We start from the raw sequence: 26,203 nt of genomic DNA, 5'->3' as shown, positions 1-26,203 counted from the left end.
GAGTGCTAAGAATTTCAAGAATAATGTTGTGTTGATAAATCAGTTTGAGCTTTAACGATCTTATTAATAGATTTGAGTATTAGTTTGGTATTGAGTCGTTAGAAGGAGTTAACCCGGAGCTATGTAGTAATAAGCGAAGTTAATTGTAGTACTAACCACATACCGATAAATTTCGAATCTTTTAGAACTAATAAGTTGTTATTTACATAATTATGAATCCAATTCCAGTTTACGAATTTCCATCATTTTCTCCAATATTAGTAGTTGGTTTTTTAGGTATAGCAGTATCTCTTTGCACGCTCTTTACAGTTAATAAGGCTTATTACAACTCACCTTTTAGAGGCGGCAACTAACCTAGGTAACTCCCTTCAAATAAAAAAGGAAAGCACTACACGAATCGAACATCCCGATTAATTATTCTTTCATAAATATCCTGACGTTGGTAGATATCGGAATCTCTACTAATCAGAGAAAGGAGGCTGTACTAGATGCCAGCCTCCTTTTCTCGCCATAGCTTTAAAATTTAGCATTTTCAAATAACCCACAATCCTCACGGAAAACTGAGTAGGAACAAAATTAAAACGCATTGCAAAGCCTCCTTTAATGTTGTGTCCATAGAAGATTAATATTTGTAGAACTTTGAATATTTCTCAATACAGGGCAATCTTTTATATCTTTTTTTAATGCATTCAATTGATCAGTGCTCAGATTTGATGGTGTGAAAATATGAATAAGCAAAGAATCGATTTTCCTGGGACCAAGCTTAGACATCTGTTTGTTTACTTCTAGTTTAAGACCATCTAATGACCACCTTTCCTTTTTCGCTTTCATACCCATCACTGTTAGTAGACAAGTCCCTAATGCTGTCGCTACTAGATCTGTAGGACAGAAATCTCGGCCTTTTCCTTCATGATCTAGGGGTGCATCAGTTCGTAAGACTGAACCAGATTGTTCATGAAGAGATTCTGTTTTTAAATCACCAAGGTATGTACAAATGATTTTGTTTACACTTCGTATGACTTACATGTTGAGTTGGTTGGGTGTAGATCACATTCATTTCTCCAAAACTCTTCTCTTGTTTCAGTAGGAATTTCGTAATTGAAATCATGCATCACTTGAATATCACTCAACGCATTTTTGAGGAAAGAGAACGGAGTTTTTAGTTTCATAAGCCCTCTATTCGAATATCATCGTCACACCTGACTTTTTCTAATTTAGATATCTCGGTTATTACTCAAGTATTACTCCCTACTCATTAGATTAGTCATAGAAAAAGATTAATTTTAATCAGCCTCTTGAGTCATGGCAGATACTAGGAAGTTCGAAACAAATTAAAAATGACGGTAAGAAGCACACTAATGGCAATACAGCTAACAACTGGGAAATAAAAAGTTGAGTTCTCACCTCTAAGAATAATGTCCCCAGGTAATCGTCCTAACCCTATTTGTTTTAAATAGGGATACAGAACGCCAATCGAAGCGATAACAAGTCCAAGTGTAATTAGTATCCTTTGCATTATTAGTTATTAATTAACCCAACTGTACTAATACTTGGGTGATAGCACCCTTTTCAACTATTACGCTTTCAATTAAACCTTTCCCAGGGCCTCTGCCCATACTTTGATTACTGGCTCAGGCTTTAGGGAGGTTTAAATACCTCCCGCAAAAAATACAAGATAAAACAGTAATTTATACTGATTTGATTTTTAGATCACTTTGATTAGAAAAGAATTATCAGAACTTTTATTTTAAGACTTGGTTCTGATAGTAGAGGGGAAGGCATTCAAAGTCATATTGGATGGAATGCCTCCCCAACCTTTTTAGGGGGAATCATTATGTCTTGTGGAAATCCATTTAATCATCTACTAAAGAATGTCAAAGGACCTTTCCTGAATCATGAGTTGTTTTCTACTTCTAAGCCCAAATATGATGATGATGTGATTGAGTGCATGCAATTTGGTATTTGCTCCTCTAATCCTCCTCGTCTCAAAGATATTCCGTATTTTCATTTTTAACTAGTTATATTTAAATTTCAAAGAGCTTTTAAAAATAGGAGTAGCTATAAATTAAGTGGACGGCATGTATTATAAATTGATAGCGCATACAGCTTAAATTTAGTGTAGGTAACATCCAAGAATGAAACACTTACTACTTCCTTTTATTTCTGCTTTTGTATTACCGCTCACTGTAAAGGCTGAAGTCTCAGAGGAGATTCACAAACATTGCCTAGAAGCTAGAGATTACTCAGGTTGCGTAATGACTAACCAGGGTAAAACTCCAAGTATCAAAAGAGAAATGACTGGTGTTGGTATAACGCTTTTTTTGAATAGTGATACAGCAGAATTAACAATTCAATCAGTTATTAATAGCTCTCCTGCCAGTAATGCCGATATGGAATCAGGTGATGTAATCCTAAAGATAGATGGAAAGTCTACGAAAGGAATGGGTTTAAAGGAGGCAATTAAATTAATCAAAGGTCCTAAAGATAAGCCAATTAAATTAATCATTGGTAGAACTAACGAAAAAGGTAAAAGAAAAAAAATTGAGGTGAACTTGATTCGAGATACATTTGTTATTCCTGAACGAGAATCTTTGAATCAATTAAACATAAGAGAATTTTTTAAGTATGGTTTTCCACGGGATCTACAGCCAATGAATCCACAAGGTTACCCTCCTGAGTCAAATAAAGAATTATTCCCTAATAACCAAATCTAATTCAATTGCTAACTCCATTTTGCACTTATTAATAGTAAATAGTTTTGTATAAGACTTACTATTGATCTATCGGCATACCCAACCAATCAGTAGTAGTAACCGATCTTGGTCGTAGAGGCCGTATTTAATTCTTCGGTTTAAACATTTTAAATTCCGTCTAGTCGAGTCAAAGTAGATATGTCCTTTGAAATAAACGTAATGTATTCCTCTTTATTTGACGCAGTATTCGCTGATTCTTTCTTCTCCCCTATGAGAACAGTTTATGTTGTCTCTGATAGTCAGTTAGAAGAAATCAAGCGTAACCAAAGAGAAGAAGAGCTCGAGAATATCGAGACTTCTCGTAAGAGGTTGGAAGAGAGTTATCAAGCTCGAGTCAAGTTGCTTGATAAACGTGAGCATGAACTTCAAGAGGAGATCAAAGCTCTTGCTCCTACTAAGAAGGAGCAAGAGAAAGTCACTGCTTAATTAACAACTTGAGGAAATTGTGTAAGCATAAATTTTTCGGTAGTCTCTTCCCTTCTATATAGGGAAGAGGTTTTTCTTTATCTGACTGATCTATTTAGACATCAACAACTTTTTCTCCCTCAAGAGCATTCAATGATTCTTTAATTCTTTTATATACCCAGTGTTCTCTCGATCAGTAATACCTTGATCAATAATCCTAAATAGGCTCTCAACAGCTTGTTGATAGGCAACCTTTGGTTTAATTACTTGAAGATATTTTTATGTGTATAACCGTGTTTTATGTACTTTATTAAGCCAACTTGTCAAACAAATAGTTAACCTCCTAATAACCGCTTAACACGACCTTAATTCATTTATATCAGGCTATTTGGTGTTAAAAGTTAAGCTTGTTAACCACTTTGAAAGCTCCTGCCTAGAAAGTTTTCGAGGCACGAATATACCCTCAAAGTAAATTTTGATAAGGACCCAGATCAAGCAATCAAAGCAACAGTATCTGCGAATCCATTGCCAGTTAAGTAATCAGTCATTTGCTGCAGATTTTGATAGTTGGCGTATTGTATATTGCCATCAGCATGCATAACGGCTCTTAAATATGCAGAGTTATCTACTTTGCTCCAATAAAGTTCTTGGAATCCATCACCGTCATAGTCTCCAACAGTTTTAAGGATGAGATTATCGAGTTTTAAATCATTAATAAAAGTTCTTGACCCATCAAAGACACTATCTTTTTCGACCGTTCCATTTGCTACTAGTGGATCTTGGTAGATACCAACAATTCTTGTTGTTCCTTCTGCTCCATGTTTGGAGTAATCAAATGCTCCTGTGATTGGGTCGATAGAAGCAGTGACCCATCGACCACTTATTTGGTTTGTATAGACTGCTTCTTTGGTTCCGTCATTATTGACATCTAAGGTGCCTTGATATTTATAAGCAGACTTAACAGTTGTAGGTGCTTCACCTAAGAATCCATGGAGATTTCCATCATAATCTTGAATTTCTGAGAGAACATATTTTTCTTCTTTGGTTAATCCATCTGTTGTAGTTGTAATTGATGATGAAAGGTTTAATTGACTTCCCATATAGGGATGGTTTTGACATTGATAAAAAATTTCGGTAGGTGCATTCTCAGATGTAAGAATTTCAGTGTATGCTCCTGATGTTCCTGCGATCCCTACTTGTTTTACATTTGTTTTATAAGCAACTGATTTATTTGCATCAACAAAAAACTGAATTTGATGATTGCTATTACTGGGGTCTGATTGATCGAATCGATATGTTATATTTTTTATTAAATTTAGTGAAGGTGATTCTATTTCATCAATAAAATATCCTTTAGATGAGCCTTGACTAAAATATGGATGATTTAAACTTTTAGAGTTAACTGTAACTCTTTTAGTTAATATTTTTTCCATAACAATTAATAGTTAGGGCCAACATGTAAAATAAATATAATATAATTCAGGTATGATTGTGGATCTGAGCAGATAAAAAACCGATAGAAATAGTAAAAACAATACAAAAAAAATGTAATACAATTACATTTTTAAAAGACTATCAAACTTTCATCTTGGAGGTCAAAATATTTTACTTTCCATCTCAATTCAATTAGGTAATCAAAGCAACCGTATCTGCAAATCCATTGCTAGTTAAGTAATCAGTCATTTGCTGTAGATTTTGATAGTTGGCGTATTGGATATTGCCATCACCATGCAGCATGGCTCTTAAATATGCAGAGTTATCTACTTTGCTCCAATAAAGTTCTTGGAATCCGTCTCCATCATAGTCACCCACTGTCTTAAGAATCAGGTTGTCTAGTTTGAGGTCATAGATAAAGGTGCGAGAACCATCTAGATCACTATCTTTCTCATTAGAGTCTGCCTGTTCCAAAGAGTTTTCGGAGAATCTGAAAAGCGAAGATAACCACACTAACTATTATGTTTTTTAATTTGCCAAGAATCCAGCTGGTTTCGCTACGACCCGGAGGACCTAAAACAAGCCAAGTATTAACCACCTTCTTTAACGAAAGGATATGTCAAATGATGCTACGGCATGAAAACGATAATTATTTCTCTCTGGCTATCAAAATATTTCGTCGTGCAATTACCGAGAACTACTTCTGGCGCAAGACCTCGTTGATCTCAAGAGTTGATTGGTCGATATACTTTTTCTCGCAAGAAACTTGATTAACGCTATGCAAACGATTATCATTTTCATGTAATTTTAGTGTGAGGACACTTTGAAACTTTTTCAGTGTTTGCTGGTAGCTCCTGCTGCCTTGGGCCTAATGGCTCCTGCTGCAGTTAATGCGGATACTGCATTCACATCAACCACAAATTTTGGTGGTGGTGCTGTTTTTACAGTTGGTTCTGTAGCGAATGGTGGAACATCCGCTACGGAAGAAGAGCTTTATATGCAATACGCATATGAGTTAGAAATCAGCTCTAGTTTTACTGGTGAAGATCTACTTTCCGCAGGCATTGAAGCAGGTAATGCTAGTGGTCCACTCGCAAGCATGGATAGTGCCGTAGAAGACGGTGCAACTCTAAAAATATCTTCACTTTTCTATGCTTTTCCCGTAGGAGATCTAGAAGTAACTGCTGGTCCTGTGGTTGCCCAGGATGATGTTCTTGCTGCCACAACTTCTGCCTACTCAGGAAGTTTCAGATTAGGAGCAATGCCTTTCTCTGAAGCGGGTGAAGAAACCGGTCCTGGAATTGGAGTCGCTTATTCGAACGACAACGGTGTTGTCGCTTCTGCAAGCTTAATATCCGTAGGTGGTACTGATTCAACAATTGGAATTGGTGCTGACAATGGTGATGATGTAACGACTGTCACTCTTGGTTATGACGGCGAAGGCTTTGGTGGTGGCCTTGTGATCGCTTCTAATGACGGTGAAGGCGGAACGACAGGATACGACACATTTGGAGGTGGTATCTACTACAGCCCAGAGTCAATTGATGCTATATTCAGCGTTGCTTATGACACAACAGATCCTGAAACTGGTGCAGACCAAACAGACCTGTTTGTTGGTGTTGACTTTGAAGTTGGCCCTGGAACATTGAGTGCTGCTTATAACTCAACTGATGTTGATGGTAGTGACTCTGAAGATTCGACAGGATTTGAAGTTTCCTACACTTATGCATTGAACGACAATGTATCAATCACTCCTGGATTCTTTTCTTTAGAAGATACGAGTACTGGTGATGATGACAATGGTGTTGTTGTTGAAACTGTATTCAGCTTCTAAGCACATAAAAACTTAAATTTCTCAAAAAAGCTCCTGTCCATTGGACAGGAACTTTTTATGTGATTCGCTCTGGCAAAAATTTGGGAAAAAGCAAACATATATTAGAATGTATTGGAAAGTATTAGAAAGTAAATATTGATATAATTGGAGTTATAGCCTTAAAGTCAAGATATAACTATGTTAAACCTATAACTTTGGGAGCACTAGGTCGCAGGTTCGAATACTGTCGCTCTGATCAGTCAGAGACAGGTTTCCCAGCCTGTCTTTTCTAATGGGATAGTGAGACTTGGATCTCAGCGGGATCTCCTAAGTCTTAACTTTCTAGTGATAGATTAAATTCTTAGGCAATTGCTGTTAGAAACAACTTGATTTAACAGACTTAGGAAGAATGGGCTTATGAAAGAACTCTTTTCTTTTGTTCTCGGTTTTCTTTTGTTTTTCTGGCCTTTTGCGGTTCAAGCAAAAGTGGGTGAAGCATCTGAACCAATTTCGAAAGACGCGCTCAACTACTTACTCAGCGAGGACATGTATCAAGGCACTCTTAGTTGGCAAGGAAATAAAGTTTCTACCAAATTTAATTACGACATGAGAAAGGAAAAAAAATAAATGGCAATTTTCACAGTTTTAGTTCTCATTGGATTTGCCCTGTCTTGGTATTTCCGAAGCTGGGGAGTTTTTAATCACATGCTTGGATATGGATTGATTTTTGCCTCAATACCTTTGGGGCTGAAATTTGCATCGGTGGCAGGATTAAATCCAATAGCAGTTTTCTTTATTTACCTAGCTGTCTTCTGGATTGTTTATTTCTTTATTTATATAAGGAAGCGTTAACCCGCAATCTATCGACTGATAGTTAATTTGAAAGCTCGGTTGACAGTCTATTTTTCAGGGGGCAGTTAGCTCCCTATTTTTTTGTTATAAATGAACTACATAACTTCGACTGACTGTTATTAAGTAAACAAGTATTCGTAATCGCTATGACTGAAGAATGGAAACCAACAGCCAATCAGATTAATGGGGTAATTAGCAGCAGTTGTGAATTTATTAAAGACGAAGCCAATGACTTGCTTGAAGAACTCCAATGCCCTCCCGACTACATAGCTGGAATTTTGAAATCAATAGCCAGCGATTTTGAGATTACGGAAAAGAAACATGCATGAAATAGAAGAAGATCCATTATTCCTTCAGGTCAAATCAAGAGACACTGTTTTAGTTGGTAAAGATGAAATTTGCAAAGTTCTCTCATTTGTTGGAGGGGCTAGAGATCCACTAGCTCCCACGCTTTTTCAAGTCGCAAATGTAGATACAGGCGAAATTAAATTTGTGCATGGTGAAGAAGTTAAAGAGATAGTTTGCACCTACGAGGCAGAAGTACAAAAAAGACTTGAATCTTCGACTGAAGGGCCAATAATTAATATCCTTCCAACGGTTGAAAACTATGAGAAAAAAATAGGCAAAAAGAAATTGAGTGGAAATTAGATGGAAAGTCCTACCCCAACCGAACTTTGGTTTGAGAAAACTTCCGTTTATTCTTATTACATGTAAGAGAGAGTAACTGGATTAAAGGCTGTGTTGCGTTCAACAAGTTCAAGCTAGATCAGGGGTTAGTTGGTGAAATCCTGTTCTATCATCGTAAAACTTCCTCACTAATTATTTGAAACCCTCCACAGCGAGGGTTTTCTTTTGCCTACTTATAAGCAACTCTTTTCCCATGGGAGTAGGGAAACACTACTTAAATTGTCGTAATGCCGGCTTAACTACTTATTCTTATTTGTTATAATTTTTACACGTTCGCCTCAGATTATGGGGTGCATGAGATGGAAGTACGGAACGGGATTTCCAGTAATTGAACAGGTCATGAACAACCTAGCTTTAACAAAAAAGCGTATTGAGAAAGCAGAAAGGCTTCACGCTGCTCAACTTGCTACATTTAAGAAAGGAGTATTTACTTCTTACATACCTTCAGTTTTTGAAGAAAGACAAAAGCTAGCTCGTGGAGAAGTTGCAGCAATGGATTCTTAATTCAGAATTGAATTGTTGACAGTTGATTTATCTTGGGGGCATTGGCCCCCATTTTTATGGATCAAAATACTGATAAATGCGAAATATGACTGAACCTGAAGTCCATCCAAAGAAATATTTTGACCAAGTAGAGGTGTTTGGCTCTATGGAAAAGCGTTCATGGATCCATGGTCCAAAGTCACCAAAGAGATTCTTTATAAATGAATCAAAATGCCCAGTAAGAAACTTCTTTGAAAGAATCGATGGAGTGGTTAGGGCAGAGGGAATAAAAATGTTTGATAGTTTGGTTTGGCAGAGTTGGCATGAAGATGGAAATATTCCAAAAGCAGCTAAAAAGTGGTTTGAAGCAAGAGTAAAAGAGTTTAAAGCTGGAAATGATATTGATCTTATTTGTAATTGTCGAAGATTTAGAGGGCAAGATGATGCTGTAGGTCTACAAGCTAAATACCCTTGTGATTGTCATGGCTATACATTGAAAAAATATATTGAATTTTTAGCTAACAATTAGGAACACTATTTTCTTGTGTCTATGGCTTAAAGAGTTAACTTTGTAATGGGGGTAGCTATAGCTATTCTCTTCCTTTAAATCAGCTTGGCAAAAGACAATACGTTCAAATGGTTCGTACTCACTTACTTAGCAATTCCAATCTTTCTTATAATTACTGTATACGGATATTTAATTCTTAAGTAATTGGATTTTTTATTTATATACCTAGCAGCTTAAGTTCTCTGGGTCATATCCTCTCTTCTTCATTAGACCTTTAATCCTGGTAATCCGACTTTCGCAATATCTTTTAGTTTCTTTATCCTCATTTAGATCAAGCTCTCTTATCCACTGATGGAGTTCGTTTTCCAAACTTGACCAACGATCTCCATGTTCAGGATCAGGAATATTGATAATACTTCCATCTTTATTTCTTCTTTGATGCTTTCTTAGCGTTGGAAGAGCTAGAAGAAGATTGTCATATCTCTGCGTTATTAAATCTAGTTGAGTCAATTTTGGCAATCTATTCTTGAAACCATCATGATATAGAGATGAACTTTGCAGGTAACTGGGCAAGCATTATCGTTTTGGTGATCAAAAAGTGATCGATATCGAGAAGTATCAGTTTATACATATATGCTAAAAATGTTCATTGTGAACTTTTCTTGTTTGAAATAATTAGCAATTATGTATCAAAGTGTACATTTTTTATTTTGCTGCGAACTCGTATTGGAAGGTTTGGAATAGCTCTACTTGCCGTTCCTGCCATTCAGCTCATAAGTGCTGCATTTTTTCCTGCAAATGCAACTGAATCAAATTTCTCGGCTGCAGACAATACTTTGATTTTGACTTCATCGGCTTTGGTTTTGTTGATGACACCAGGCTTAGCTTTTTTTTATGGAGGCTTTACTCAAGCTAAAAATGTTCTCAACACAATGGCAATGAGCTTTGTCATGATGGGAATAGCTACTCTTGTGTGGACAGCAGTAGGTTTTAGTCTGGCCTTCTCGGACGGAGGAGCCTCTAATGCTTTTATAGGTAATCCATTAACATATGCATTTTTTGAAAATCTTCCAAGTAATTGGGAGGGCCTTCAAATACCAGGACTGAGTTTTGCACTTTTCCAAGGTATGTTCGCAATAATTACTCCGGCTTTGATTTCAGGAGCATTAGTAGAAAGAATTAGTTTTCGTTTTTGGTGTTTATTCACGCCTATATGGATTTTATTCGTTTACGCACCTCTTGCTCACATGGTTTGGGGTGGTGGGTTACTTGGCAAAGATTTGGATTTTGCTGGAGGCACGGTTGTTCACATCAGTTCAGGAGTATCAGCTTTAGTACTCGCAGGATTAATAGGTTCACGTAGTAATTGGCCTAAAGGTATCAAGCCTCCCCACGACATTACTCAGATTCTTATAGGTACAGGTTTATTATGGTTTGGCTGGTTTGGATTTAATGGAGGAAGTCAACTAAGTGTTGGCGGTGCAGAACTTCCCTTTACTACAACTCATGTTTCAGCAGCAGCTGGATTGGTAGCTTGGGCGTTGATTGAAACATTTAGAGATGGGAAAGCAACTGCGGTAGGAATGGCTACTGGAGCTGTCGCTGGCTTGGTAGGCATCACGCCAGCGGCTGGCTTCGTAAGTCCAGCTAGTGGAATGCTGATTGGTGCTATTACATCTTCTTTATGCTACATCTCAGTTAAGGTTAAAATTAAATTATCTTTTGACGACTCATTAGATACCTTCGCTGTCCACGGTGTCGGTGGAACTGTGGGAGCTATCCTTACGGGATTATTTGCTAAACCAGAATTAATTTCATCTCATCCTGCTGGATTAGTTCTTGCAGAGCAAGGTCGTATTGGATTGGTTTTAGGACAATTTCAAGCAGTTTTAATTGCATATGGAATTGCCGCATTTGGAACTTTGATAATCGCTTTTTTATTGAAATCACTTGGATGTAATTATAGAGTTGAAAAAAGCGAAGAAGAAGCTGGCTTAGATATTTCCGAGCATGGTGAAGAGGCTTATGTGGAGAGAACAGGTTCTCCTAACGCCATATAGATTACAAAAATCAGGATCTTATCCTTCAATGATTTTTGGTTAACCCTCCTTAAAAAGAGGGTTTTCTTTTCCGTTGCTCAAAATATACAAATCGGAGAACCTTACGAATAGGCTTTCCTCGCTTGAAGATTAAAGTTGTTAAGTTTATTGTCTTCTTTATCTGAATCCATGACTTTTATTGGAAGAGCTTCAATGATGGCTTTCGTTTTTATGGCAGCTAGCTATTTCGTGACTGGGCAGATTGTTCCTGGTGTTGCATGAACTTAGAGAAACAACACGCCAAACTTTTAAAACTTCAAGCAAAAGCTGATGCTTGTACCTCAAGGAAAGAGGCTCTAAAAATATTAAAAAAGTCTAATAAGGCTCTCCATAAACTTTCTAATCCATAAATGACCGTCTCTACTCAAGACAAAACAAAGAAAAAGTCCAAATTTGACCTAGGTGAATTAATAGGTCAACTTTTGTTTGATTTTTACGCTCGTTACTAAGCAATAGACCACCGCCTAGCAGTAGTTGGAAAAAAATCGCTGAAATTTAGGTCTAGTAGTAAGCAGCGGTTCATTCAATATTTGTAAACTATTTCTTTGAATATTCTTAGCTTGTTTTTAGCAGGTTATTGTTTGCACCTTCAAGATTGTCTAAGGATAATTTCTGTATTTAAGCCTCCTGAGTAGATGCAATTATTTCTAGAGCATGATTGACAAATTTTTTCCCCAGAATCTCAGTTCAAGCAGGTAATTGTTCCACCTTTAGAAGATATTAAAAGAGGATTTTTGGTGATCATTGCTCTAACTGATTTTTAAGATGAACTTCAACACATTGTGTTATACATTGCATTCCTTCATTGCCTATTGAGCATGCCGTAATACATTCAAAATACTCATCAATAGCATCTTTTTCTATGACAACGTCTTGCTTGGGAAATGAATCTTTTATGGTCATAATTTACACCTCCTAATGGTCAACGAAGCTAGCATTAAAGTTTTAGAAAATAACCATTTAATACTGAATATAAAGTACCTATTTAATTATTTAAGCTGTGAATGAGAATATAAACCTAAGTAATTATTCATGTCTTATTGTGAAGAAAACTTATGAGAATTTATGGCATGATAATTTAAACTAAAAATATGTGAACTATGTATTAGCATTGAAATTATTTATTTTTTTGTTCTTGATCTTCTTGTTCCCATGCTTGAAATTGAAGATAAAATATTGCAGCTAACGCTACGAAAATTGAAAGAAGTCCAGCCCAGCCCCAAAATTTATGTTCAGTAAAAAGATTAGTCAAAGATGACTGTTCTACATATCTTGCATCCATCTCACTTTGAATACGCCCAAGCCATGGGTCAGCAGTAATTAAAAGATTTCCAATTAAATTATCTACCATTGCAATATTGAGTTGAGAAAAGTTAGAGTTGCACCAAGTAGGAAATAAACCTAGCGGCAAATATAATCTTTCCCAAAATAAGAAAAGGAAGAAACTTAAAAGTCTTCTTTTCGAAGGCTGCTTTGTCGGTGGAAGTTATATAAGAATTCCTCTCAGAGGAGGGTTAACTAAAATTAGTGGCAACACTTTATTTTTTCAGTCTATCGACGCAACTATTGGATTTGTATTTGGATTATCAATTTCTAAATTAGGAATAATGAATAGCAACGGCCAGATAATTGCATTCAAGCCAATAACAAAAGACCAAAATCTTGAACCTTTGTTGTAAAGATTACTTATCTTCCTGTATTTTTGCAGATCAGTAAGTGAGTTATCTTCAAAGATCCTTTTATATTCTGATTTTTTATTACTCATAGATCATTAGTGTGAGAAAGTTTTTTGAAGGTAAATATTGAACACTCCATCCCTTCGGTTACTCAAAAAAGTGCAGACCTACTTTTTATGAGTTAGCGAGCAAAGGGACAGGATTTCGACGACTGTCCCCTTCTCTGACTAGAGCTTGAACGCAACATGCCTTTGGCAGATGTTACTCGCTCTCGCTTAAATTAAATGTAAAAAGAATTTCAATATTCATGATGTTCGGTTGAGGTAGGGCTTTCCTACTCCCTACTCATTAGATTAGTCATAGAAAAAGATTAATTTTAATCAGCCTCTTGAGTCATGGCAGATACTAGGAAGTTCGAAACAAATTAAAAATGACGGTAAGAAGCACACTAATGGCAATACAGCTAACAACTGGGAAATAAAAAGTTGAGTTCTCACCTCTAAGAATAATGTCCCCAGGTAATCGTCCTAACCCTATTTGTTTTAAATAGGGATACAGAACGCCAATCGAAGCGATAACAAGTCCAAGTGTAATTAGTATCCTTTGCATTATTAGTTATTAATTAACCCAACTGTACTAATACTTGGGTGATAGCACCCTTTTCAACTATTACGCTTTCAATTAAACCTTTCCCAGGGCCTCTGCCCATACTTTGATTACTGGCTCAGGCTTTAGGGAGGTTTAAATACCTCCCGCAAAAAATACAAGATAAAACAGTAATTTATACTGATTTGATTTTTAGATCACTTTGATTAGAAAAGAATTATCAGAACTTTTATTTTAAGACTTGGTTCTGATAGTAGAGGGGAAGGCATTCAAAGTCATATTGGATGGAATGCCTCCCCAACCTTTTTAGGGGGAATCATTATGTCTTGTGGAAATCCATTTAATCATCTACTAAAGAATGTCAAAGGACCTTTCCTGAATCATGAGTTGTTTTCTACTTCTAAGCCCAAATATGATGATGATGTGATTGAGTGCATGCAATTTGGTATTTGCTCCTCTAATCCTCCTCGTCTCAAAGATATTCCGTATTTTCATTTTTAACTAGTTATATTTAAATTTCAAAGAGCTTTTAAAAATAGGAGTAGCTATAAATTAAGTGGACGGCATGTATTATAAATTGATAGCGCATACAGCTTAAATTTAGTGTAGGTAACATCCAAGAATGAAACACTTACTCCTTTCCCTTCTGTAATCTATCGGTATACCCAACCAATCAGTAGTAGTAACCGATCTTGGTCGTAGAGGCCGTATTTAATTCTTCGGTTTAAACATTTTAAATTCCGTCTAGTCGAGTCAAAGTAGATATGTCCTTTGAAATAAACGTAATGTATTCCTCTTTATTTGACGCAGTATTCGCTGATTCTTTCTTCTCCCCTATGAGAACAGTTTATGTTGTCTCTGATAGTCAGTTAGAAGAAATCAAGCGTAACCAAAGAGAAGAAGAGCTCGAGAATATCGAGACTTCTCGTAAGAGGTTGGAAGAGAGTTATCAAGCTCGAGTCAAGTTGCTTGATAAACGTGAGCATGAACTTCAAGAGGAGATCAAAGCTCTTGCTCCTGCTAAGAAAGACAAAGAGAAAGTCACTACCTAGAAAATAAGGTCAGTGGATGAGAGACAATTATAAGGGAGCAATTAGCTCCTTTTTTTTATTGCTTTCTTTGTGTGAATGCTCTGAACGGACCATTAAAGATTAAAGGTCTGCAGATCAATTATTCGTTATTAAGCCCTTATAAGATGATATAAAAAGGATTTAGGGTGATACGAAGTTAAAGAGCCTTGATTTTTAGGCATTAAGACTCATTGATATTCTGTAGTCGTTGATACAAAAATAAGCATCCTTCTAGAAATGGAGCATTTGCGATGCCCCTTAGAAAACCACTCCACATAACACCTCAGGGTGGATCAATTCTTTGCTTAGAGGGCTTGACTGGAAGAATTTTTAGAGCTTGTTTTTTGAATCAATGCACTTATACAGGTAATCTTCACAGTGCAAAATCGTTCTTAGATTTCATCGAAAACAAAACTAATAAATTTCTTCCTTCTGGAAAAAAGAACGAAAAGATCCCATCTCAACGTAAAACAACTCTTAAATGGAATGAAGACGGAAGTCTTTCTTCTATTGATATGGCAAGAATATTGAATCGTCTTGAAAAAACACATTTGACCGAATGTGATCTTTCTTGCGAATGGGGAACTTCGAATTTGTAGGTATTTAGCCTCTCTTTATCAATTAATCAACTAAAAGAAGTTTAGTTGCAACTTCTAGTCATCACGGAGGTGCAAGTTATGTCCGTCAGAGACCCCTTCCCTACACGTTTTATTGTCGTAGGCAAAGAGGCGATAGCTCGAATTTATACCGCATGTTCAATAGGTGATAATGGCTTGCGATGCACCTTTCATACCGTTGAAACAAGCCTACAAGGGAGGCGTTATGAAGATTTCCCAGAAGCTCGTTAAAAATCTGAAAAAAATAACGTGAGATTAAGAACAAGTTTTCTTTTATACAAGGTATTGCTCTTAGGATTTTTTGCCAATAATTTCTGAGCCTAATTACATAGGATAAAAGGTTCTCTCTGGGCATTAATACTCAAATTTATTTTGTACATAGACAAATAGTCATCTTTTTCGATTGAGTATTCATATATATCCCTTGCTTCGACCATGGGCTCTTCCATAAAGGACACTCATAGATATGCATTTGAGCTTGTAAAAGCTGCAAGAGAAATGTCGGTTTATAAAGCCGAAGAGCTAGACCATATAAAGGAATTGAGATCTAGGCATCAAGTAAAGGCTTTAGAAAGAAGAATCAATAAAAAGTTTCGCTAGAGCTAAGCAGCAACTCTTACTAGGAGTGAGGTTTCATCAAAAGCACTAGCAAGCTCTTCATCTGTAATATGTTTTGGTGTAGAAGGAACATCGAGACGTGAAATATCCTTTTTCCTGTTAATAGAGCGAAGCTCTGGTTGTTTCCCTTTCTCTACTGAAACTTCTTTTTCTATATTTGAATTTAAAAATGTGTTATTGACGTTCTTTTTTTATTTACGTTATTTAGTAGAGGTTCTTTAGTTTGTATAGTATTTGACTCTTTCAACTTGACGTTTTCAATTCTTTCAACTTGACCGACTCGATTCTTCCAACTTGACTGTTTCGACTCTGTCAAAGATGTCCCATTCTTACTACTTTCAGTAACTTTTATAGCATTATCAATACTGTTTTGGGTGCTTATTGACAGACTCGTACGCTCTTTTGGGACCTCATTGATACGATCTTTTTGCCGTTTAAGAGGGTAACTGACAGAGTCATCCTTTTTGCTATATGTCTCATTCTTTTTAACAGCTTGTTGATAGGCAACCTTTGGGTTAATTACTTGAAGATATTTCTTATGTGTATAACCGTGTTTTATGTACTTTATTAAGCCAACTTTATGAGGGACCTGAGATGACGACCAACTGTAGAAACTGAACAGAAATTTGCTTCAGCTAAATAGTTTTGACCTACGAATTTGAGCTTCTTAGCTATATCGCCAGATGTTAAACCTTTGTTAACATATAAATCTACTATATATATCTTCTTCTGCGGTAAATAGTTTCGCAGGCATCATCAATACCTCTTCTTCCCAGTCCAGGTATATAACAACCAGATCACAAAGCCAACTATAAACAAAGGCATAAAGCTATCAATGAAAATATATGCGGCATAAACAATTATGGGGAATAAGATGAGACGTTTAATATTTAAACGTCTACCTTTTGATGTTCTTCTCCATAGTTTTAAAAGAGGCATATAATCTATTTCTGTGTCGGTGATAATTTATCGATCTTTTCTTGTTGCATCATGAGTCGATCTTTTTCTTTTTTTGCAGCGCCATAAGTACTCCTAACGCTATAGGTAATGAAGATTGCATTAATTGCTCCAAATAAGATTATTCCTACAATAATCTTATTAATCCCCTCAGGTGAACTTAGATATTCCAATAGAGCGTCTTGATCAAACATTTAGTGCACAATTAATCTTTCTATCACTAAAGCTACAAATACTCCTTTGAAAAAAACAAGCCAAAGTAAGCAATAGTCACTCAGGCCAAGCTTCTTTTGATACCAAGCAATTAGTTGCTTGTGCTTTTCTATAAGTTTCATTCTTCTTCCTTAATAATTTCATAATAGGGACGGTCCCCGTAATCAGCATCAGAACAACAAACATCTGAATATATTTCTTCTAATAGATCGTATGCTTCGTCATAGCTGTTAAATGATTGTTGAGTAATATCGTCAGATTCTTTGTCATGCCTGATGATTTTATAAATCATTGTTTGTGCTTTCAAGATTATTTATGAGTAATAACGATCAGCCATCTCTTTGAGCATTTTTCTGATGTGCTCATCTTTGGCATTAGTTTCTTCTTTTAATTTCTCACATGCACCTTTAACTTGCATCCAAACTGCTTCCATCACTTCCCGTTCTTCTTCTGTAGGTTTCCACTTAGATGATTCCATACAAGAGATAATAAAAGAAATTGAACTCTTAAAACTCAATGAAAAGCAGATATGAAATATTAGATGAGATTATGTTCTACACACTTGAGAGAGCCAAGTGTGTAGAAGACACTGACAAGTACCTTGACATGTCCTCGACTACTGTAAGAAGGACTATCAACAGGCTTATAAGAAGCTGAATGGAGTTGAGCTAACTATGGATGAGATCAAACATAAGTATGAAAACGAAAGAACGAATAATTAGTCATCTCGAACTTTTTTTAGCCAATAAGGAATAAATGTCTTTTCTTTCTCTCCTGAATAATCAATCTCTAAAATTGCGTTTTTGGTTATTTGTTCTTGTTCTTCTGGTGTTAGTGGCATTTTAATTATTCCAATTTCTGCCCAGATCTATCAGGGAAACCAGCTTCGGCCCATTCCTCATATAAATCACTCAGTCTTTCTCCTTTATATGTCCAATACCGAGAGGGTCTCATATTTCTAGGAAGATCAAGCAATTCCTTCGTATACCTAGACAAAGAAACTTTTCCATCCTCGGGTTTATATCCCACTGGTTCAACCCAACCATCGTAAGCAATTTTTGTTGTAGTTGTTCCATCTCTAAAAACTATTTCCTCTCCCATTAGACCCATTGTCCATAAATTCAGTGCATGTCTTTTTTTCTGTTTGAATTTCTCAGTTGCAATATTGGCCTCCTTATCGACATTTTCGGCTTCTTGTTGAATTACTGGTGTTACATCTTCTAATGCCATCAATTTGAGCAAAGTAATTGCTGTGTTCTGGCTCGATATTAAAAAACTCTCTTCTTGGATTCACTCGATAAGGTCCAAAAGCTAAATGAAAAGCTGATTCAACCACATTTTGATCTTTGACTCTTGCTGCATATTCACATTCAAAAGGAAGTGGAACTCCAGTTGTATATAAATCAGATAATCGAGCACCAATCTTTCTTCCTTTCCTGCCAATTTTCACCATCCTTGGCATTGCAGGGTTAGTTAGTAAGTAGACAATTCCTTCGCTCATTAGTTCGTTATGCCTCCTCAAACATTTTTTCCCAATTACCTTAGTGCTTTTCTAACTCTTCCGCCGTTGGGATGAATTGACGCATATTGCTGTCTTTTCTCGCTTCCCCAATTTTTTGGTTTTGCTAACCATTCTTGCAGAAGGTAATGGTACCACTCTCGTTACGTCCCATGTGGCCGAAACTTATCGATTAAGCCGAAGGCAAGTAAGAAGAATTAATGCTGCAGCCTATAAATTACTTGTTCAGAACCTTGAAGATGTGGATTTAAGTAGACCTCAAATGACAGCTCAATTGGTTGCAAACTTGCAAGTGCTATTCAAAAAAGCTTGTCTTAGGGCGAACAGCTTCTGTTGCTAGTAATGCAAGAGTATTGATCGAGTTATGTGGTTTAGGTGCTGATTGAAAAAACAAGTATAGAAACTGAGTATTGATTTATTGGCAATAGAAAACCCCCTTTTTAAGAGGGGGCTAACTAACTTTAATAGTTACTCAAAGCGCCTGATCAATGTCTTGAAGAGACTGGTTATGCCCGGTATGTAGGAAATGCAAGGCTTAACCTGAGTGCTTGGTTACCAAAAAAAGTGCAGACCTAATGAACTTTTTATGATTTGTGAGCAAAGGGACAGGATTTCGACAACTGTCCCCTTCTCTGACTAGAGCTTGAAACGCAACACAGCTTTTGACTTTGTTACTCGCTCTTGCTTCTTAGGAATATAAAAAAGAAATATTTAAAACTGATGTTCGGTTGAGGTAGTGCTTTCCAAACTTTGCTTGTTTCTGGGTTGATGTCACCTATAAATTAATTGACGCCAAATCTCATCAAGACATAATTGACTTTATATAGTACGAGTTAATTAATAACCCCTTTTGTAATTGGAATTTCTAGAGGGGTTTCTTGTTTTAACCTGTTTTTACTTGATCCATAAAAATGGGAGCCAATGACCCCAAGATAAATCAACTGTCGACCTAGTAAGTGTTTAAGTCGAATTCTGATCCAGTAGCCATAACTGGAATTGGATTATTTGCTAAAGAATCATCTCCATAGGAGGCTTGAAAACAACTCCGGCCTCACCTATCAATAAAACTGTGAACATGATTACGTGATATGCAGTAAACATTTTCTAAACCCATACTCATAGATCTAATCAGTTGAGATATAGCAGTGATGTGATAAAAAGCGAATGTTTCTGTGGTGTTTCTGCAACTACTAGTCGGTGGTCGATTGCATAAAAACTATGAAAACTTAGAGTTGCACCAAGTAGGAAATAAACCAAGCGGCAAATATGATTTTTCCCAAAACAAGAAAAGGAAGAAACTTAAAAGCCTTCTTTTCGAATTCTGCTTTATCAGCTGAAGTCATTAGAAAGAAGCAACTGAATTTCTAGCGGGGTTAAATCACTATTTTCTATTCCCCAAAGCTCTCCTTTGTCTGAAGCTTCAAGAATGGACTCGTAAAAATCAGGTGAAAAATTTTTAGGCATTGTGCTAATTAAACGATTACATAAGTGGCAACATCAAATGATCCTGATGCAAGTAGTAGTGCAGGGATGCAGAAAAGAGCTAGGAACTTCGCTGCTGAAGAATTATTGATTGAAGTCATGGCAGGGATAGGGTGAAAAATTTTCGGTGATAAAGGGGTTGAACATTCCATTCACCGGTGCGGTAAATATAAAAAGTACTCTTGAAGTATTGATGTTCGGTTGAGGTAGTGCTTTCCTACTCCCATCTATTAAAAAGAAGGATTAGATCAAAGGTGTAAGAAAGGAGGTTTTATGAAACTCTTTACTCCCTTCACTATCCCAAAAAAAGATAACTGCGATCTTTGCAGGATTAGAAAGAATAATCACAAGGGAGGCAAATAGCCTCTCTTTTTTATGTACTCGGAGGATTAACCCTTCTCACCCTGATTTTTTAGGCGATTAATTTATTTACCTATCAAGTATTTCTATGCACTCTTAGCGTTATTCCTAATGCTTTGTGGATTTGATATTGATTAAAAACTAAAAATTTCCACGAAGAATTTTTAAAATATGCCTTAAGATGTTGATCCTAAATAGATCAAAATGAATAAGAATACTAAAAATACTATTATCACTATTGTCTTAGTTGCTCTGATTGGGATAATCCTCTATAAAGTTTTATTTGCTTTTATCTTGCCAATTATTCTTTTTGTTGTTCTAATGTTTATTTTAAAAGGATTGATTAAAGGCTTTGATCAAGATCAAGAACCAGCAAATTCCGAATTGCTAGATAATAATCTTAATGCAAACTCTGGTGGAAATGTTGTAACAATAAATCTAGAAGATTAAACCAATAAAAAAGGGGTTCTGCGTCTTCTAATTTGCTTGATGCTTTAAGACTTTTTATTTCCTATCCAGTCTTCTGGCTTTTTCATCATCCAATCCATAATTCCATCACTATCCATATTCTTAGAGCTAAGGCCAAAGGCAACGATAAATAAAAGACTAAACGAAATTATAATTACGAGTAAAAGAGGGCTTATGCCCATTTCAGAAAGAGTAAGACTAAAAAGATATTGCATAATTAGAAAGTGAAATTTTTTTAATTGGAATTTTAAAACTAAAGTTTGTTAGGTTGATTATCCATGCCACAAGATCTCAGATAATTCACTTTTATCCATGGCGATGAATTGTTGAAACATTGTTTCTTCATATAACCTTCTTAGTTCTATTTCATTAGCTTTTTCCGCCATAGTCTTAGCTAATTTTCTAGCTATTTCCTTATGATTAGATTCCTGTTCCATATTTTCAGAATTAAATTAATTAATTAGCCTTTTATAGAATAACTATCTCTTTTCTTTTGTTATTTTTTACATAATGTATTTCGTATGTATCAATATTAGCTAGTTAAATGATACTTCTTATATACGAAGAAAAAAAAGGTGGTCATAGACCCCAAGATAAATCGACTGTCAACCGAGCTTTTACATTAAATGTTCGACAAGGAAGTATTGGTTAATTCCAAGTTGAAAGATCTGTAGTTCCTTGTGATCTTTGCATCCAGGAAATTTTCCAAGTGCCATCTATTTTCTTGAAAATCAATGAATAACTAGATAAATCATTGTTTCGCTCACCTTTGTAGCTAAATGCTTCTTTCAAGGTGAATGCAGCAAAGCCCCAATCAGAATTAGCTTCTAATCGATGAATCTTTACTAATTCGGAGAGTTCAATAACCAAATCTTTACTGTCATACATTCCTGCAAGACCCTCTGCAGTTATGGGGTTGCCACTTGGCCTGATAGCCAAGAAATCATTTGTAGTGTTAGCTGGTAAAAATGTCTTGTTTTGAGCCCTATCCGTAAAACCTTGAATAAGTGCTTCTAATTGCTGTGAGTCTGAAGACAATGTTCTTAATGTATTTCTCTAGAGCATCTCACAATTCGAAGAATCTAGCTGTTTTATTTAATTTATTTGAGCAATCAAAAAAAAAGCCCCGTCCGTTAAATCCTTTAATTCAGCTTTATGAAAAGTTCTATCTCTTTAAGATTAACCAAAAGCCCACTGAGAGAGGGATCTTATTTTCCCTGCTCACTGATAACCAATGTGCGGGGAACATAACCAGAGATTTTTCATCTCCCTAGACTGGTTGATGTAGAGGTAACCAGTTCGAGTTAATCAGATAAGCTCCACCACCTAAAAATTGGGGCAAGTATCAATCCATGGAGTTATTGTTGTTGATTCATAAATATAACCTGATGCCTCAACAATTGTTTTGTCTCAGGGTTAGTGAAGATGTCGTATGAAACATCTTCGGGACCTTCAAACATAACGATTGCTCGTTTTGGATCGTCCTTGCATTGGCCAATATAAAAAGTCTTCACATCCATCTCCTTGAACATTGCTTGTTGTTCAGGAGCCTTTATATGCGTGCAGTATTCTTCAAATGTATTGCTCAACTTAAAGTCAAGAAATGTGATTTCAGTTACCATTGAGTCAGAAAATTTTAGAAATTAGAGTACAGAGCCTATCTTCATGACTTTTGAAGAAATAACAAAAAGAGTAATGATGGAAGTATAAACTTCGCTGATAGCAGGGCCAAGATTTTTGTTGTGATTATGTCTCTTAGTTTTGGAGAGGCTCAAATTATTGGTGGCATCGTTCCAAATCTGATTGCTTTTTTGTTCCTTAGAGCAATCGGATACTTTGCTTCAAAAGAAGAAATGGCTGAAATCTTCGGATGGAGAAACAAGGAGATATGTAAACCTCACTATGTCCGAATTGGATGATTGCAATGAAAAACTGGATCTAACTTAATCCTTTTAACCTGATCTTTTTCCCAAACCCAGTAAACAGGATTTTTCTTTTGAGCTTCTTGCAGATCTTTTCTGTCTCTTAAACTAACTGGTGTAAATTCATTTTCAGGATTAAATTTTTCATCTCTTACGGCTTGGTTTAAAACAATACTTCCTTCTTTATTAGAGATTGATCGATGATATGTTCCGACAGGAATTTGAAGTGCGCCCATTGCACGATTTAAATAAATAATGTGATGAGGTTCATCCCATTCAGGATTGATCAAAGTGAAAACACGACTACCTTCAATTACTAAATTGTGATCAATTTGATGTCGATGTACGTAATACTGTTCAAAATCACCATCGTTTGGAGGTGAAATGGCATTACCGTGATGAATGACTACATCAGAGCCATTACATCCGTTTACTCCTGCATCGAAGAAAGATACTTGAGGTGTCTCACGGAAAACATGAGTAGGAACAAAATTTAAACGCATTTGAACTCCTCCTTTACTACTGTGTTCAAGGTCAGTCAAAAACGAAATCGAATCTCTGCCTGTAAAGGTTTCTAAAAAGGTTATCTAATAGATGATTTTCAATTGCTTTTTTCTTTTGGTTGTTAATCCTGCAAAGATCGCAGTTGTCTTTTTGAGGGATAGTGAAGGGAGTGAATAGTCTCATAAAGACCTCCTCTTGCTACATCTTTGGTCTACTCCTCCTGTTTTTAAAAAGGAAGTGGGAAAGCCCTACCTAAACCGAACACCAGGTCTTAAGAAATTCTTGTTAATTTTCATACTAATAGGTGATAGGCAAGCATCATCAGCTAGATCGGGGGACGGTTGTCGAAATCCCAGTCCCCTATTCACTAATTCATTAAAAGTTCATTAGGTCTGCACTTTTTTTGTATCCAAAACCATTTGTTAATCCTCCCTAGTGGGGGTTCGATTCCCAGTTATCTTCTACGACTAAGAAAATGGACATGAATCCTTTCAAACCGTTAATTCAACATTGCGAAGAGTTTTACGGAAAAGTACTTTCCATAAAAGAGCCACTAAACAATTTTTATTTAAAACTACGACTAAGCAAAGCTAGCGCCAACGCTTAAAAATTATGTACGGAATCAACGAAGCAACAATTATCGCAAGTATGGCTATACCTGCTGGATTGTTTATTGGCTTTTCATCAATCCTTGTTAACAGACTTCGCCAGTGCATGTAATTAGCACACCTACTCTGGCACAACCAAAAAAGAAATCATTTTTCTGATTAGGTGAATTAATAACTTTGTTTGATGTTTACGCTCGTTACTAAGCAATTAGCTACCGCCTGACAGTAGTAGTAGAAACACCCCACAATCATTCGCTTTGTACTACAACACTGCCATATCTCAACTAATTAGATTTTGCTATGTCTGAATTATTGAAATGTTTACGGCATATCACGCAATTATGTTCGCCGTTTTATTAGTAGGTGGGGCTGGCGTCATTCTTAAAGCTTCTTCAGGAGAAGAGTCTCTAGCAAATAATCCAATTCCAGTTAAGGCCATTGATTCAAAATTCGACTTAAACACCTACTAAACAAAATCTAAAAATGCCAAGCCAAGTAATTGTAATTTGTTCAGCAGCTTTGCTTGCTCTTGGTGGTATATGGGTTTTAATCTCTGGTTTTGATGATGATGACAATGATGGAGATGGGATGACTTTTCCTGAGTTCCAAGGAACATTTTGATTCATAAGAAAAATTTATTCCACGGTTAGCCCTACCCCGATCTAATCACAAAAAAAGAAGGCAGCTTTTAAATTTAACGAATCAGTGTTTGGTCTGCGTTTCACTGAAAACATTCTCACCACCAATCAGAAATGACTACTACAAGTTACAAATCTACTGCTTTAAAAGTTTTGATTCTTTGGAATCTGCCCGCATTACTTTTACTTACTGGTGCATTTCAAGTTGGTTCCTCTGTAATCGTTTAAAAGATTATGAAATCGTTATTCAAAATATTTCGAACTAAATGGTTTAGATCAGCCCCAGTTGTTGCAACAATTTTTATGTCGATCACAGCTACCAACATCATTATTTTTAATTACTTTTTTCCAGATCTTTTATTCCATCCAATGTCCTAAAAGTGAATAAGCGTATACAGTTCTTTTTGATTTCAAAGATAACAATATTCACAGCGATTGCTTATTCAGGCGTAATAGCTTAAGGAGAAACATTAAAGCTTATCCACATATACCTACTGAGTTAAATAATAGGAAAACGTCTACTAATTATCCTTTGTCAAAAGAGACATAGTCTTCGTACAAAAGTTCAGTTCTAAGTGATTCTTCTGTTGATTCTTTTTCTTAAATTCTTTAATTGAACATTGAATCTTAATTGCTTTATGTGATCTAGTTTTTCTGCTCTATCCGCTGGCATTATCCTCGCTGCTTCAACCATTGAGAAAGCATACCTATGTGTATCTTTTGCTAAAGAACCCATAGTCGAAGCAGGGAATAGTTTTAATACGATGTCGAAACGATAATCATTTGTGAATCGAGAAAATTACTCAATTTGCCAAGCATGTAAAAAAAGTTACTAGTTTCATAAGTGATAAATACTTAAGTGATCTCCCTCATGTCACTCAGCATGTGGTTGGACTAAATATGGATAGAGATAGATAGGAGGTTAGCTATGTCCTGCGGAAATCCTTTTAATCATCTATTTCACAACGTAAGAGAATCTATTCTCAATTTGCCTAAACATGATCACGAGTTCATCAATGATGAGGAAATGGAGTGCTTGCAGTTTGGTTTCTGCTCCAAACCAATGAACTCGCCAAGACCAGATGAATTGTTCTTTGGTCACAAAGACTAATGAAATTTACTGAACTACTCTTAATCTTTACGTCGTTAGCACTAACGTTTATTGGATTTTCATTTATGTCTATCTAATCAGAATCTGTCTCGATGACTGCTAGTGGTAGTGGCTTGAAAAAACGTAAGGATTAATATGCGATAAGTTTCATTAATATAAAACTTATTACTGATAAGTTGATTAATCAACTTATCAGTTAAAGATAAAGTCTACTTTTTAAAATGCTTTATGAGAGTTTCTAATTCTTTGATTCTCTCTTCAGCTGCTTTTATTTTTTCTTGTCTCGTCATAACCTAACTCCTCATCATATAAATAAGAAATACAGAAAAGATTGATAATTTCGCAGCTATGCCGTAGGCAATCACTTTACCGAATCTTTTGTTACTTCTAGTAGTGTTCGTTGAAGTCATTTAATTTTTAGATAGTAGTCATATAAGTAAGGAAGCCAACAGGAATAAATAGCAAGGCAGCAATGGTAAAGCGAACAAATTTGCCTGTACCTGAATCTCTTGAATAATCAGTGAAATGCTTAGTGTTGTTCCACTCGGACCAATTTTTAGGACTTTTAGATAATGTCATTAATAATTAAGCAAATACGGTTGTACCAACTTCGAAAGCCCCAGCTAGTAAAAGAAGTGCTGGAAGATTCCAGAGAACGATTAGTTTTGCAGCAGTGGTTTTGTTGATTGCAAGAATGACTAAAAATTCGGGTTGACTTAGCATAAAAAAGAGGTCTCAGGTGCTGTAGGACGGTTGAAGTAGGGCTAACCAGTTCGGGCTATTTATACTTATTAGAGTCA

At 36.0% G+C, this 26,203-nt stretch carries 45 protein-coding genes and 1 pseudogene; 23 read left to right on the top strand and 23 right to left on the bottom strand.

Annotated elements, in window-relative coordinates; translation table 11 throughout:
- Window positions 1-212 precede the first annotated feature (212 nt).
- Window positions 213-353, top strand: coding sequence for a hypothetical protein (locus AC6EIZ_RS03800; RefSeq protein WP_498512496.1), 141 nt, complete (start codon window positions 213-215; stop codon window positions 351-353).
- Between the two features lie 247 nt (window positions 354-600).
- Here AC6EIZ_RS03800 and AC6EIZ_RS03795 read toward each other — a convergent pair whose 3' ends face one another.
- Window positions 601-996, bottom strand: coding sequence for an OsmC family protein (locus AC6EIZ_RS03795; protein ID WP_498513171.1), 396 nt, complete (start codon window positions 994-996; stop codon window positions 601-603).
- Window positions 997-1,312: 316 nt separating this feature from the next.
- A complete protein-coding gene (locus AC6EIZ_RS03790) occupies window positions 1,313-1,516 on the bottom strand; it encodes a DUF2905 domain-containing protein (protein WP_498512466.1) in 204 nt (67 codons plus the stop codon).
- Window positions 1,517-2,135: 619 nt separating this feature from the next.
- On the opposite strand from AC6EIZ_RS03790, the gene AC6EIZ_RS03785 reads away from it, so the two are divergent.
- Entirely contained in the window at window positions 2,136-2,714 is a 579-nt protein-coding gene (locus tag AC6EIZ_RS03785; protein WP_498512494.1) for a S41 family peptidase, read from the top strand.
- A gap of 177 nt (window positions 2,715-2,891) precedes the next feature.
- Window positions 2,892-3,179, top strand: a complete 288-nt coding sequence (locus tag AC6EIZ_RS03780) for a hypothetical protein (protein ID WP_498512492.1) — start codon at window positions 2,892-2,894, stop codon at window positions 3,177-3,179.
- A 470-nt stretch (window positions 3,180-3,649) separates the two neighbouring features.
- Here AC6EIZ_RS03780 and AC6EIZ_RS03775 read toward each other — a convergent pair whose 3' ends face one another.
- Both AC6EIZ_RS03775 and AC6EIZ_RS03770 read right to left on the bottom strand, forming a co-directional pair.
- Window positions 3,650-4,591, bottom strand: a complete 942-nt coding sequence (locus tag AC6EIZ_RS03775; RefSeq protein WP_498512490.1) for a hypothetical protein — start codon at window positions 4,589-4,591, stop codon at window positions 3,650-3,652.
- 193 nt (window positions 4,592-4,784) lie between these two features.
- The gene (locus AC6EIZ_RS03770; RefSeq protein WP_498512489.1) at window positions 4,785-5,066 is read right to left on the bottom strand and encodes a hypothetical protein; all 282 of its coding nucleotides are present in this window, start codon (window positions 5,064-5,066) and stop codon (window positions 4,785-4,787) included.
- Between the two features lie 349 nt (window positions 5,067-5,415).
- Here AC6EIZ_RS03770 and AC6EIZ_RS03765 point away from each other — a divergent pair, with 349 nt between their 5' ends.
- The 7 genes from AC6EIZ_RS03765 to AC6EIZ_RS03735 all read left to right on the top strand — a co-directional run bounded on the left by AC6EIZ_RS03765 (window position 5,416) and on the right by AC6EIZ_RS03735 (window position 8,956).
- Window positions 5,416-6,426, top strand: a complete 1,011-nt coding sequence (locus AC6EIZ_RS03765; protein WP_498512488.1) for a porin — start codon at window positions 5,416-5,418, stop codon at window positions 6,424-6,426.
- A 396-nt stretch (window positions 6,427-6,822) separates the two neighbouring features.
- Entirely contained in the window at window positions 6,823-7,032 is a 210-nt protein-coding gene (locus tag AC6EIZ_RS03760; RefSeq protein ID WP_498512486.1) for a hypothetical protein, read from the top strand.
- Window positions 7,033-7,257: a hypothetical protein gene (locus AC6EIZ_RS03755; RefSeq protein WP_498512484.1), complete on the top strand. Its 225-nt coding sequence runs from the start codon at window positions 7,033-7,035 to the stop codon at window positions 7,255-7,257.
- A 146-nt stretch (window positions 7,258-7,403) separates the two neighbouring features.
- Window positions 7,404-7,586 (top strand): hypothetical protein, encoded by a 183-nt coding sequence (locus tag AC6EIZ_RS03750; RefSeq protein ID WP_498512483.1) that lies wholly within the window; start codon window positions 7,404-7,406, stop codon window positions 7,584-7,586.
- Window positions 7,579-7,905, top strand: a complete 327-nt coding sequence (locus AC6EIZ_RS03745; protein WP_498512482.1) for a DUF3104 domain-containing protein — start codon at window positions 7,579-7,581, stop codon at window positions 7,903-7,905. Before AC6EIZ_RS03750 ends, AC6EIZ_RS03745 begins: the two co-directional genes overlap by 8 nt.
- 333 nt (window positions 7,906-8,238) lie before the next feature.
- The gene (locus AC6EIZ_RS03740) at window positions 8,239-8,448 is read left to right on the top strand and encodes a hypothetical protein (RefSeq protein ID WP_498512481.1); all 210 of its coding nucleotides are present in this window, start codon (window positions 8,239-8,241) and stop codon (window positions 8,446-8,448) included.
- Window positions 8,449-8,533: 85 nt separating this feature from the next.
- The gene (locus AC6EIZ_RS03735) at window positions 8,534-8,956 is read left to right on the top strand and encodes a hypothetical protein (RefSeq protein WP_498512479.1); all 423 of its coding nucleotides are present in this window, start codon (window positions 8,534-8,536) and stop codon (window positions 8,954-8,956) included.
- Window positions 8,957-9,160: 204 nt separating this feature from the next.
- Here AC6EIZ_RS03735 and AC6EIZ_RS03730 read toward each other — a convergent pair whose 3' ends face one another.
- Complete coding sequence (locus AC6EIZ_RS03730; RefSeq protein WP_498512478.1) at window positions 9,161-9,445, bottom strand: hypothetical protein; 285 nt, start codon at window positions 9,443-9,445, stop codon at window positions 9,161-9,163.
- A 200-nt stretch (window positions 9,446-9,645) separates the two neighbouring features.
- On the opposite strand from AC6EIZ_RS03730, the gene AC6EIZ_RS03725 reads away from it, so the two are divergent.
- On the top strand, window positions 9,646-10,995 hold the full coding sequence (locus AC6EIZ_RS03725; RefSeq protein ID WP_498512476.1) for an ammonium transporter: 1,350 nt from the start codon (window positions 9,646-9,648) through the stop codon (window positions 10,993-10,995).
- A gap of 257 nt (window positions 10,996-11,252) precedes the next feature.
- Window positions 11,253-11,384: a hypothetical protein gene (locus AC6EIZ_RS03720; protein ID WP_498512474.1), complete on the top strand. Its 132-nt coding sequence runs from the start codon at window positions 11,253-11,255 to the stop codon at window positions 11,382-11,384.
- Between the two features lie 391 nt (window positions 11,385-11,775).
- Here the strand turns inward: AC6EIZ_RS03720 and AC6EIZ_RS03715 are convergent, their stop codons facing one another.
- Both AC6EIZ_RS03715 and AC6EIZ_RS03710 read right to left on the bottom strand, forming a co-directional pair.
- On the bottom strand, window positions 11,776-11,937 hold the full coding sequence (locus AC6EIZ_RS03715; protein WP_498512472.1) for a DUF8642 family protein: 162 nt from the start codon (window positions 11,935-11,937) through the stop codon (window positions 11,776-11,778).
- 214 nt (window positions 11,938-12,151) lie between these two features.
- On the bottom strand, window positions 12,152-12,385 hold the full coding sequence (locus AC6EIZ_RS03710; protein ID WP_498512470.1) for a hypothetical protein: 234 nt from the start codon (window positions 12,383-12,385) through the stop codon (window positions 12,152-12,154).
- Between the two features lie 28 nt (window positions 12,386-12,413).
- Here AC6EIZ_RS03710 and AC6EIZ_RS03705 point away from each other — a divergent pair, with 28 nt between their 5' ends.
- Complete coding sequence (locus AC6EIZ_RS03705; protein WP_498512468.1) at window positions 12,414-12,713, top strand: hypothetical protein; 300 nt, start codon at window positions 12,414-12,416, stop codon at window positions 12,711-12,713.
- Between the two features lie 402 nt (window positions 12,714-13,115).
- On the opposite strand, the gene AC6EIZ_RS03700 is transcribed toward AC6EIZ_RS03705, so the two are convergent.
- A complete protein-coding gene (locus tag AC6EIZ_RS03700) occupies window positions 13,116-13,319 on the bottom strand; it encodes a DUF2905 domain-containing protein (RefSeq protein WP_498512466.1) in 204 nt (67 codons plus the stop codon).
- Between the two features lie 761 nt (window positions 13,320-14,080).
- Here AC6EIZ_RS03700 and AC6EIZ_RS03695 point away from each other — a divergent pair.
- The 4 genes from AC6EIZ_RS03695 (at window position 14,081) to AC6EIZ_RS03680 (ending at window position 15,603) form a co-directional block, all read left to right on the top strand.
- Window positions 14,081-14,368 carry a hypothetical protein gene (locus AC6EIZ_RS03695; protein ID WP_498512464.1) on the top strand — a complete coding sequence of 96 codons (288 nt, stop codon included), beginning with the start codon at window positions 14,081-14,083 and terminating at the stop codon, window positions 14,366-14,368.
- A 269-nt stretch (window positions 14,369-14,637) separates the two neighbouring features.
- Window positions 14,638-14,985, top strand: a complete 348-nt coding sequence (locus AC6EIZ_RS03690; protein ID WP_498512463.1) for a DUF8633 family putative protein — start codon at window positions 14,638-14,640, stop codon at window positions 14,983-14,985.
- 78 nt (window positions 14,986-15,063) lie between these two features.
- Window positions 15,064-15,234 (top strand): hypothetical protein, encoded by a 171-nt coding sequence (locus AC6EIZ_RS03685; RefSeq protein WP_498512461.1) that lies wholly within the window; start codon window positions 15,064-15,066, stop codon window positions 15,232-15,234.
- Window positions 15,235-15,438: 204 nt separating this feature from the next.
- On the top strand, window positions 15,439-15,603 hold the full coding sequence (locus AC6EIZ_RS03680; protein ID WP_498512459.1) for a hypothetical protein: 165 nt from the start codon (window positions 15,439-15,441) through the stop codon (window positions 15,601-15,603).
- 962 nt (window positions 15,604-16,565) lie between these two features.
- Here the strand turns inward: AC6EIZ_RS03680 and AC6EIZ_RS03675 are convergent.
- The 6 genes from AC6EIZ_RS03675 to AC6EIZ_RS03650 form a co-directional block, all read right to left on the bottom strand.
- Window positions 16,566-16,772, bottom strand: a complete 207-nt coding sequence (locus AC6EIZ_RS03675) for a hypothetical protein (RefSeq protein ID WP_498512457.1) — start codon at window positions 16,770-16,772, stop codon at window positions 16,566-16,568.
- Window positions 16,773-16,909: 137 nt separating this feature from the next.
- Window positions 16,910-17,098: a hypothetical protein gene (locus AC6EIZ_RS03670; RefSeq protein ID WP_498513290.1), complete on the bottom strand. Its 189-nt coding sequence runs from the start codon at window positions 17,096-17,098 to the stop codon at window positions 16,910-16,912.
- A gap of 6 nt (window positions 17,099-17,104) precedes the next feature.
- Window positions 17,105-17,269, bottom strand: coding sequence for a hypothetical protein (locus tag AC6EIZ_RS03665; RefSeq protein WP_413678143.1), 165 nt, complete (start codon window positions 17,267-17,269; stop codon window positions 17,105-17,107).
- 240 nt (window positions 17,270-17,509) lie between these two features.
- Window positions 17,510-17,632 (bottom strand): hypothetical protein, encoded by a 123-nt coding sequence (locus AC6EIZ_RS03660; RefSeq protein ID WP_498512455.1) that lies wholly within the window; start codon window positions 17,630-17,632, stop codon window positions 17,510-17,512.
- A gap of 5 nt (window positions 17,633-17,637) precedes the next feature.
- On the bottom strand, window positions 17,638-18,021 hold the full coding sequence (locus AC6EIZ_RS03655; RefSeq protein ID WP_498512453.1) for a hypothetical protein: 384 nt from the start codon (window positions 18,019-18,021) through the stop codon (window positions 17,638-17,640).
- Window positions 17,966-18,292: a GIY-YIG nuclease family protein gene (locus tag AC6EIZ_RS03650; RefSeq protein WP_498512451.1), complete on the bottom strand. Its 327-nt coding sequence runs from the start codon at window positions 18,290-18,292 to the stop codon at window positions 17,966-17,968. Before AC6EIZ_RS03650 ends, AC6EIZ_RS03655 begins: the two co-directional genes overlap by 56 nt.
- Before the next feature lie 121 nt (window positions 18,293-18,413).
- On the opposite strand from AC6EIZ_RS03650, the gene AC6EIZ_RS03645 reads away from it, so the two are divergent.
- Window positions 18,414-18,650: a hypothetical protein gene (locus tag AC6EIZ_RS03645; protein WP_498512450.1), complete on the top strand. Its 237-nt coding sequence runs from the start codon at window positions 18,414-18,416 to the stop codon at window positions 18,648-18,650.
- A 989-nt stretch (window positions 18,651-19,639) separates the two neighbouring features.
- Here the strand turns inward: AC6EIZ_RS03645 and AC6EIZ_RS03640 are convergent.
- Window positions 19,640-19,774 (bottom strand): hypothetical protein, encoded by a 135-nt coding sequence (locus tag AC6EIZ_RS03640; RefSeq protein ID WP_498512448.1) that lies wholly within the window; start codon window positions 19,772-19,774, stop codon window positions 19,640-19,642.
- A 582-nt stretch (window positions 19,775-20,356) separates the two neighbouring features.
- Here AC6EIZ_RS03640 and AC6EIZ_RS03635 point away from each other — a divergent pair.
- Entirely contained in the window at window positions 20,357-20,602 is a 246-nt protein-coding gene (locus tag AC6EIZ_RS03635; RefSeq protein ID WP_498512446.1) for a hypothetical protein, read from the top strand.
- A 44-nt stretch (window positions 20,603-20,646) separates the two neighbouring features.
- On the opposite strand, the gene AC6EIZ_RS03630 is transcribed toward AC6EIZ_RS03635, so the two are convergent.
- The 4 genes and pseudogenes from AC6EIZ_RS03630 to AC6EIZ_RS03615 form a co-directional block, all read right to left on the bottom strand.
- Window positions 20,647-20,835, bottom strand: coding sequence for a hypothetical protein (locus tag AC6EIZ_RS03630; RefSeq protein WP_498512444.1), 189 nt, complete (start codon window positions 20,833-20,835; stop codon window positions 20,647-20,649).
- Between the two features lie 57 nt (window positions 20,836-20,892).
- Window positions 20,893-21,057 (bottom strand): hypothetical protein, encoded by a 165-nt coding sequence (locus tag AC6EIZ_RS03625; protein WP_498512442.1) that lies wholly within the window; start codon window positions 21,055-21,057, stop codon window positions 20,893-20,895.
- Window positions 21,058-21,268: 211 nt separating this feature from the next.
- Window positions 21,269-21,658, bottom strand: a complete 390-nt coding sequence (locus AC6EIZ_RS03620; RefSeq protein WP_498512441.1) for a DUF3804 family protein — start codon at window positions 21,656-21,658, stop codon at window positions 21,269-21,271.
- Between the two features lie 288 nt (window positions 21,659-21,946).
- Window positions 21,947-22,242, bottom strand: a pseudogene (locus AC6EIZ_RS03615) (DUF3764 family protein).
- Window positions 22,243-22,368: 126 nt separating this feature from the next.
- Between AC6EIZ_RS03615 and AC6EIZ_RS03610 the strand changes: the two are divergent.
- Window positions 22,369-22,539 carry a hypothetical protein gene (locus AC6EIZ_RS03610; RefSeq protein ID WP_498512439.1) on the top strand — a complete coding sequence of 57 codons (171 nt, stop codon included), beginning with the start codon at window positions 22,369-22,371 and terminating at the stop codon, window positions 22,537-22,539.
- Here AC6EIZ_RS03610 and AC6EIZ_RS03605 read toward each other — a convergent pair.
- Complete coding sequence (locus AC6EIZ_RS03605) at window positions 22,521-23,045, bottom strand: hemagglutinin (RefSeq protein ID WP_498513170.1); 525 nt, start codon at window positions 23,043-23,045, stop codon at window positions 22,521-22,523. The two genes, AC6EIZ_RS03610 and AC6EIZ_RS03605, sit on opposite strands and share 19 nt — an antisense overlap.
- A 1,092-nt stretch (window positions 23,046-24,137) precedes the next feature.
- On the opposite strand from AC6EIZ_RS03605, the gene AC6EIZ_RS03600 reads away from it, so the two are divergent.
- Both AC6EIZ_RS03600 and AC6EIZ_RS03595 read left to right on the top strand, forming a co-directional pair.
- Window positions 24,138-24,275: a hypothetical protein gene (locus tag AC6EIZ_RS03600; RefSeq protein WP_498512414.1), complete on the top strand. Its 138-nt coding sequence runs from the start codon at window positions 24,138-24,140 to the stop codon at window positions 24,273-24,275.
- Window positions 24,276-24,526: 251 nt separating this feature from the next.
- A complete protein-coding gene (locus AC6EIZ_RS03595) occupies window positions 24,527-24,670 on the top strand; it encodes a Photosystem I reaction center subunit IX (protein ID WP_498462994.1) in 144 nt (47 codons plus the stop codon).
- Between the two features lie 193 nt (window positions 24,671-24,863).
- Here AC6EIZ_RS03595 and AC6EIZ_RS03590 read toward each other — a convergent pair whose 3' ends face one another.
- Window positions 24,864-25,028 (bottom strand): hypothetical protein, encoded by a 165-nt coding sequence (locus AC6EIZ_RS03590; protein ID WP_498512412.1) that lies wholly within the window; start codon window positions 25,026-25,028, stop codon window positions 24,864-24,866.
- 192 nt (window positions 25,029-25,220) lie between these two features.
- Between AC6EIZ_RS03590 and AC6EIZ_RS03585 the strand changes: the two genes are divergently transcribed.
- Complete coding sequence (locus tag AC6EIZ_RS03585; protein WP_498512437.1) at window positions 25,221-25,403, top strand: hypothetical protein; 183 nt, start codon at window positions 25,221-25,223, stop codon at window positions 25,401-25,403.
- Between the two features lie 417 nt (window positions 25,404-25,820).
- Here the strand turns inward: AC6EIZ_RS03585 and AC6EIZ_RS03580 are convergent, their stop codons facing one another.
- Together AC6EIZ_RS03580 and AC6EIZ_RS03575 are read right to left on the bottom strand one after the other, a co-directional pair.
- Entirely contained in the window at window positions 25,821-25,982 is a 162-nt protein-coding gene (locus AC6EIZ_RS03580; protein WP_498512435.1) for a hypothetical protein, read from the bottom strand.
- Window positions 25,983-25,988: 6 nt separating this feature from the next.
- A complete protein-coding gene (locus AC6EIZ_RS03575) occupies window positions 25,989-26,126 on the bottom strand; it encodes a hypothetical protein (RefSeq protein WP_498512433.1) in 138 nt (45 codons plus the stop codon).
- Window positions 26,127-26,203 lie beyond the last annotated feature (77 nt).

The organism is Prochlorococcus sp. G4PB16 (assembly GCF_059772465.1).
Note: the sequence above shows the minus strand (reverse complement) of the source record. Positions and strands in the feature narration are given on the sequence as shown.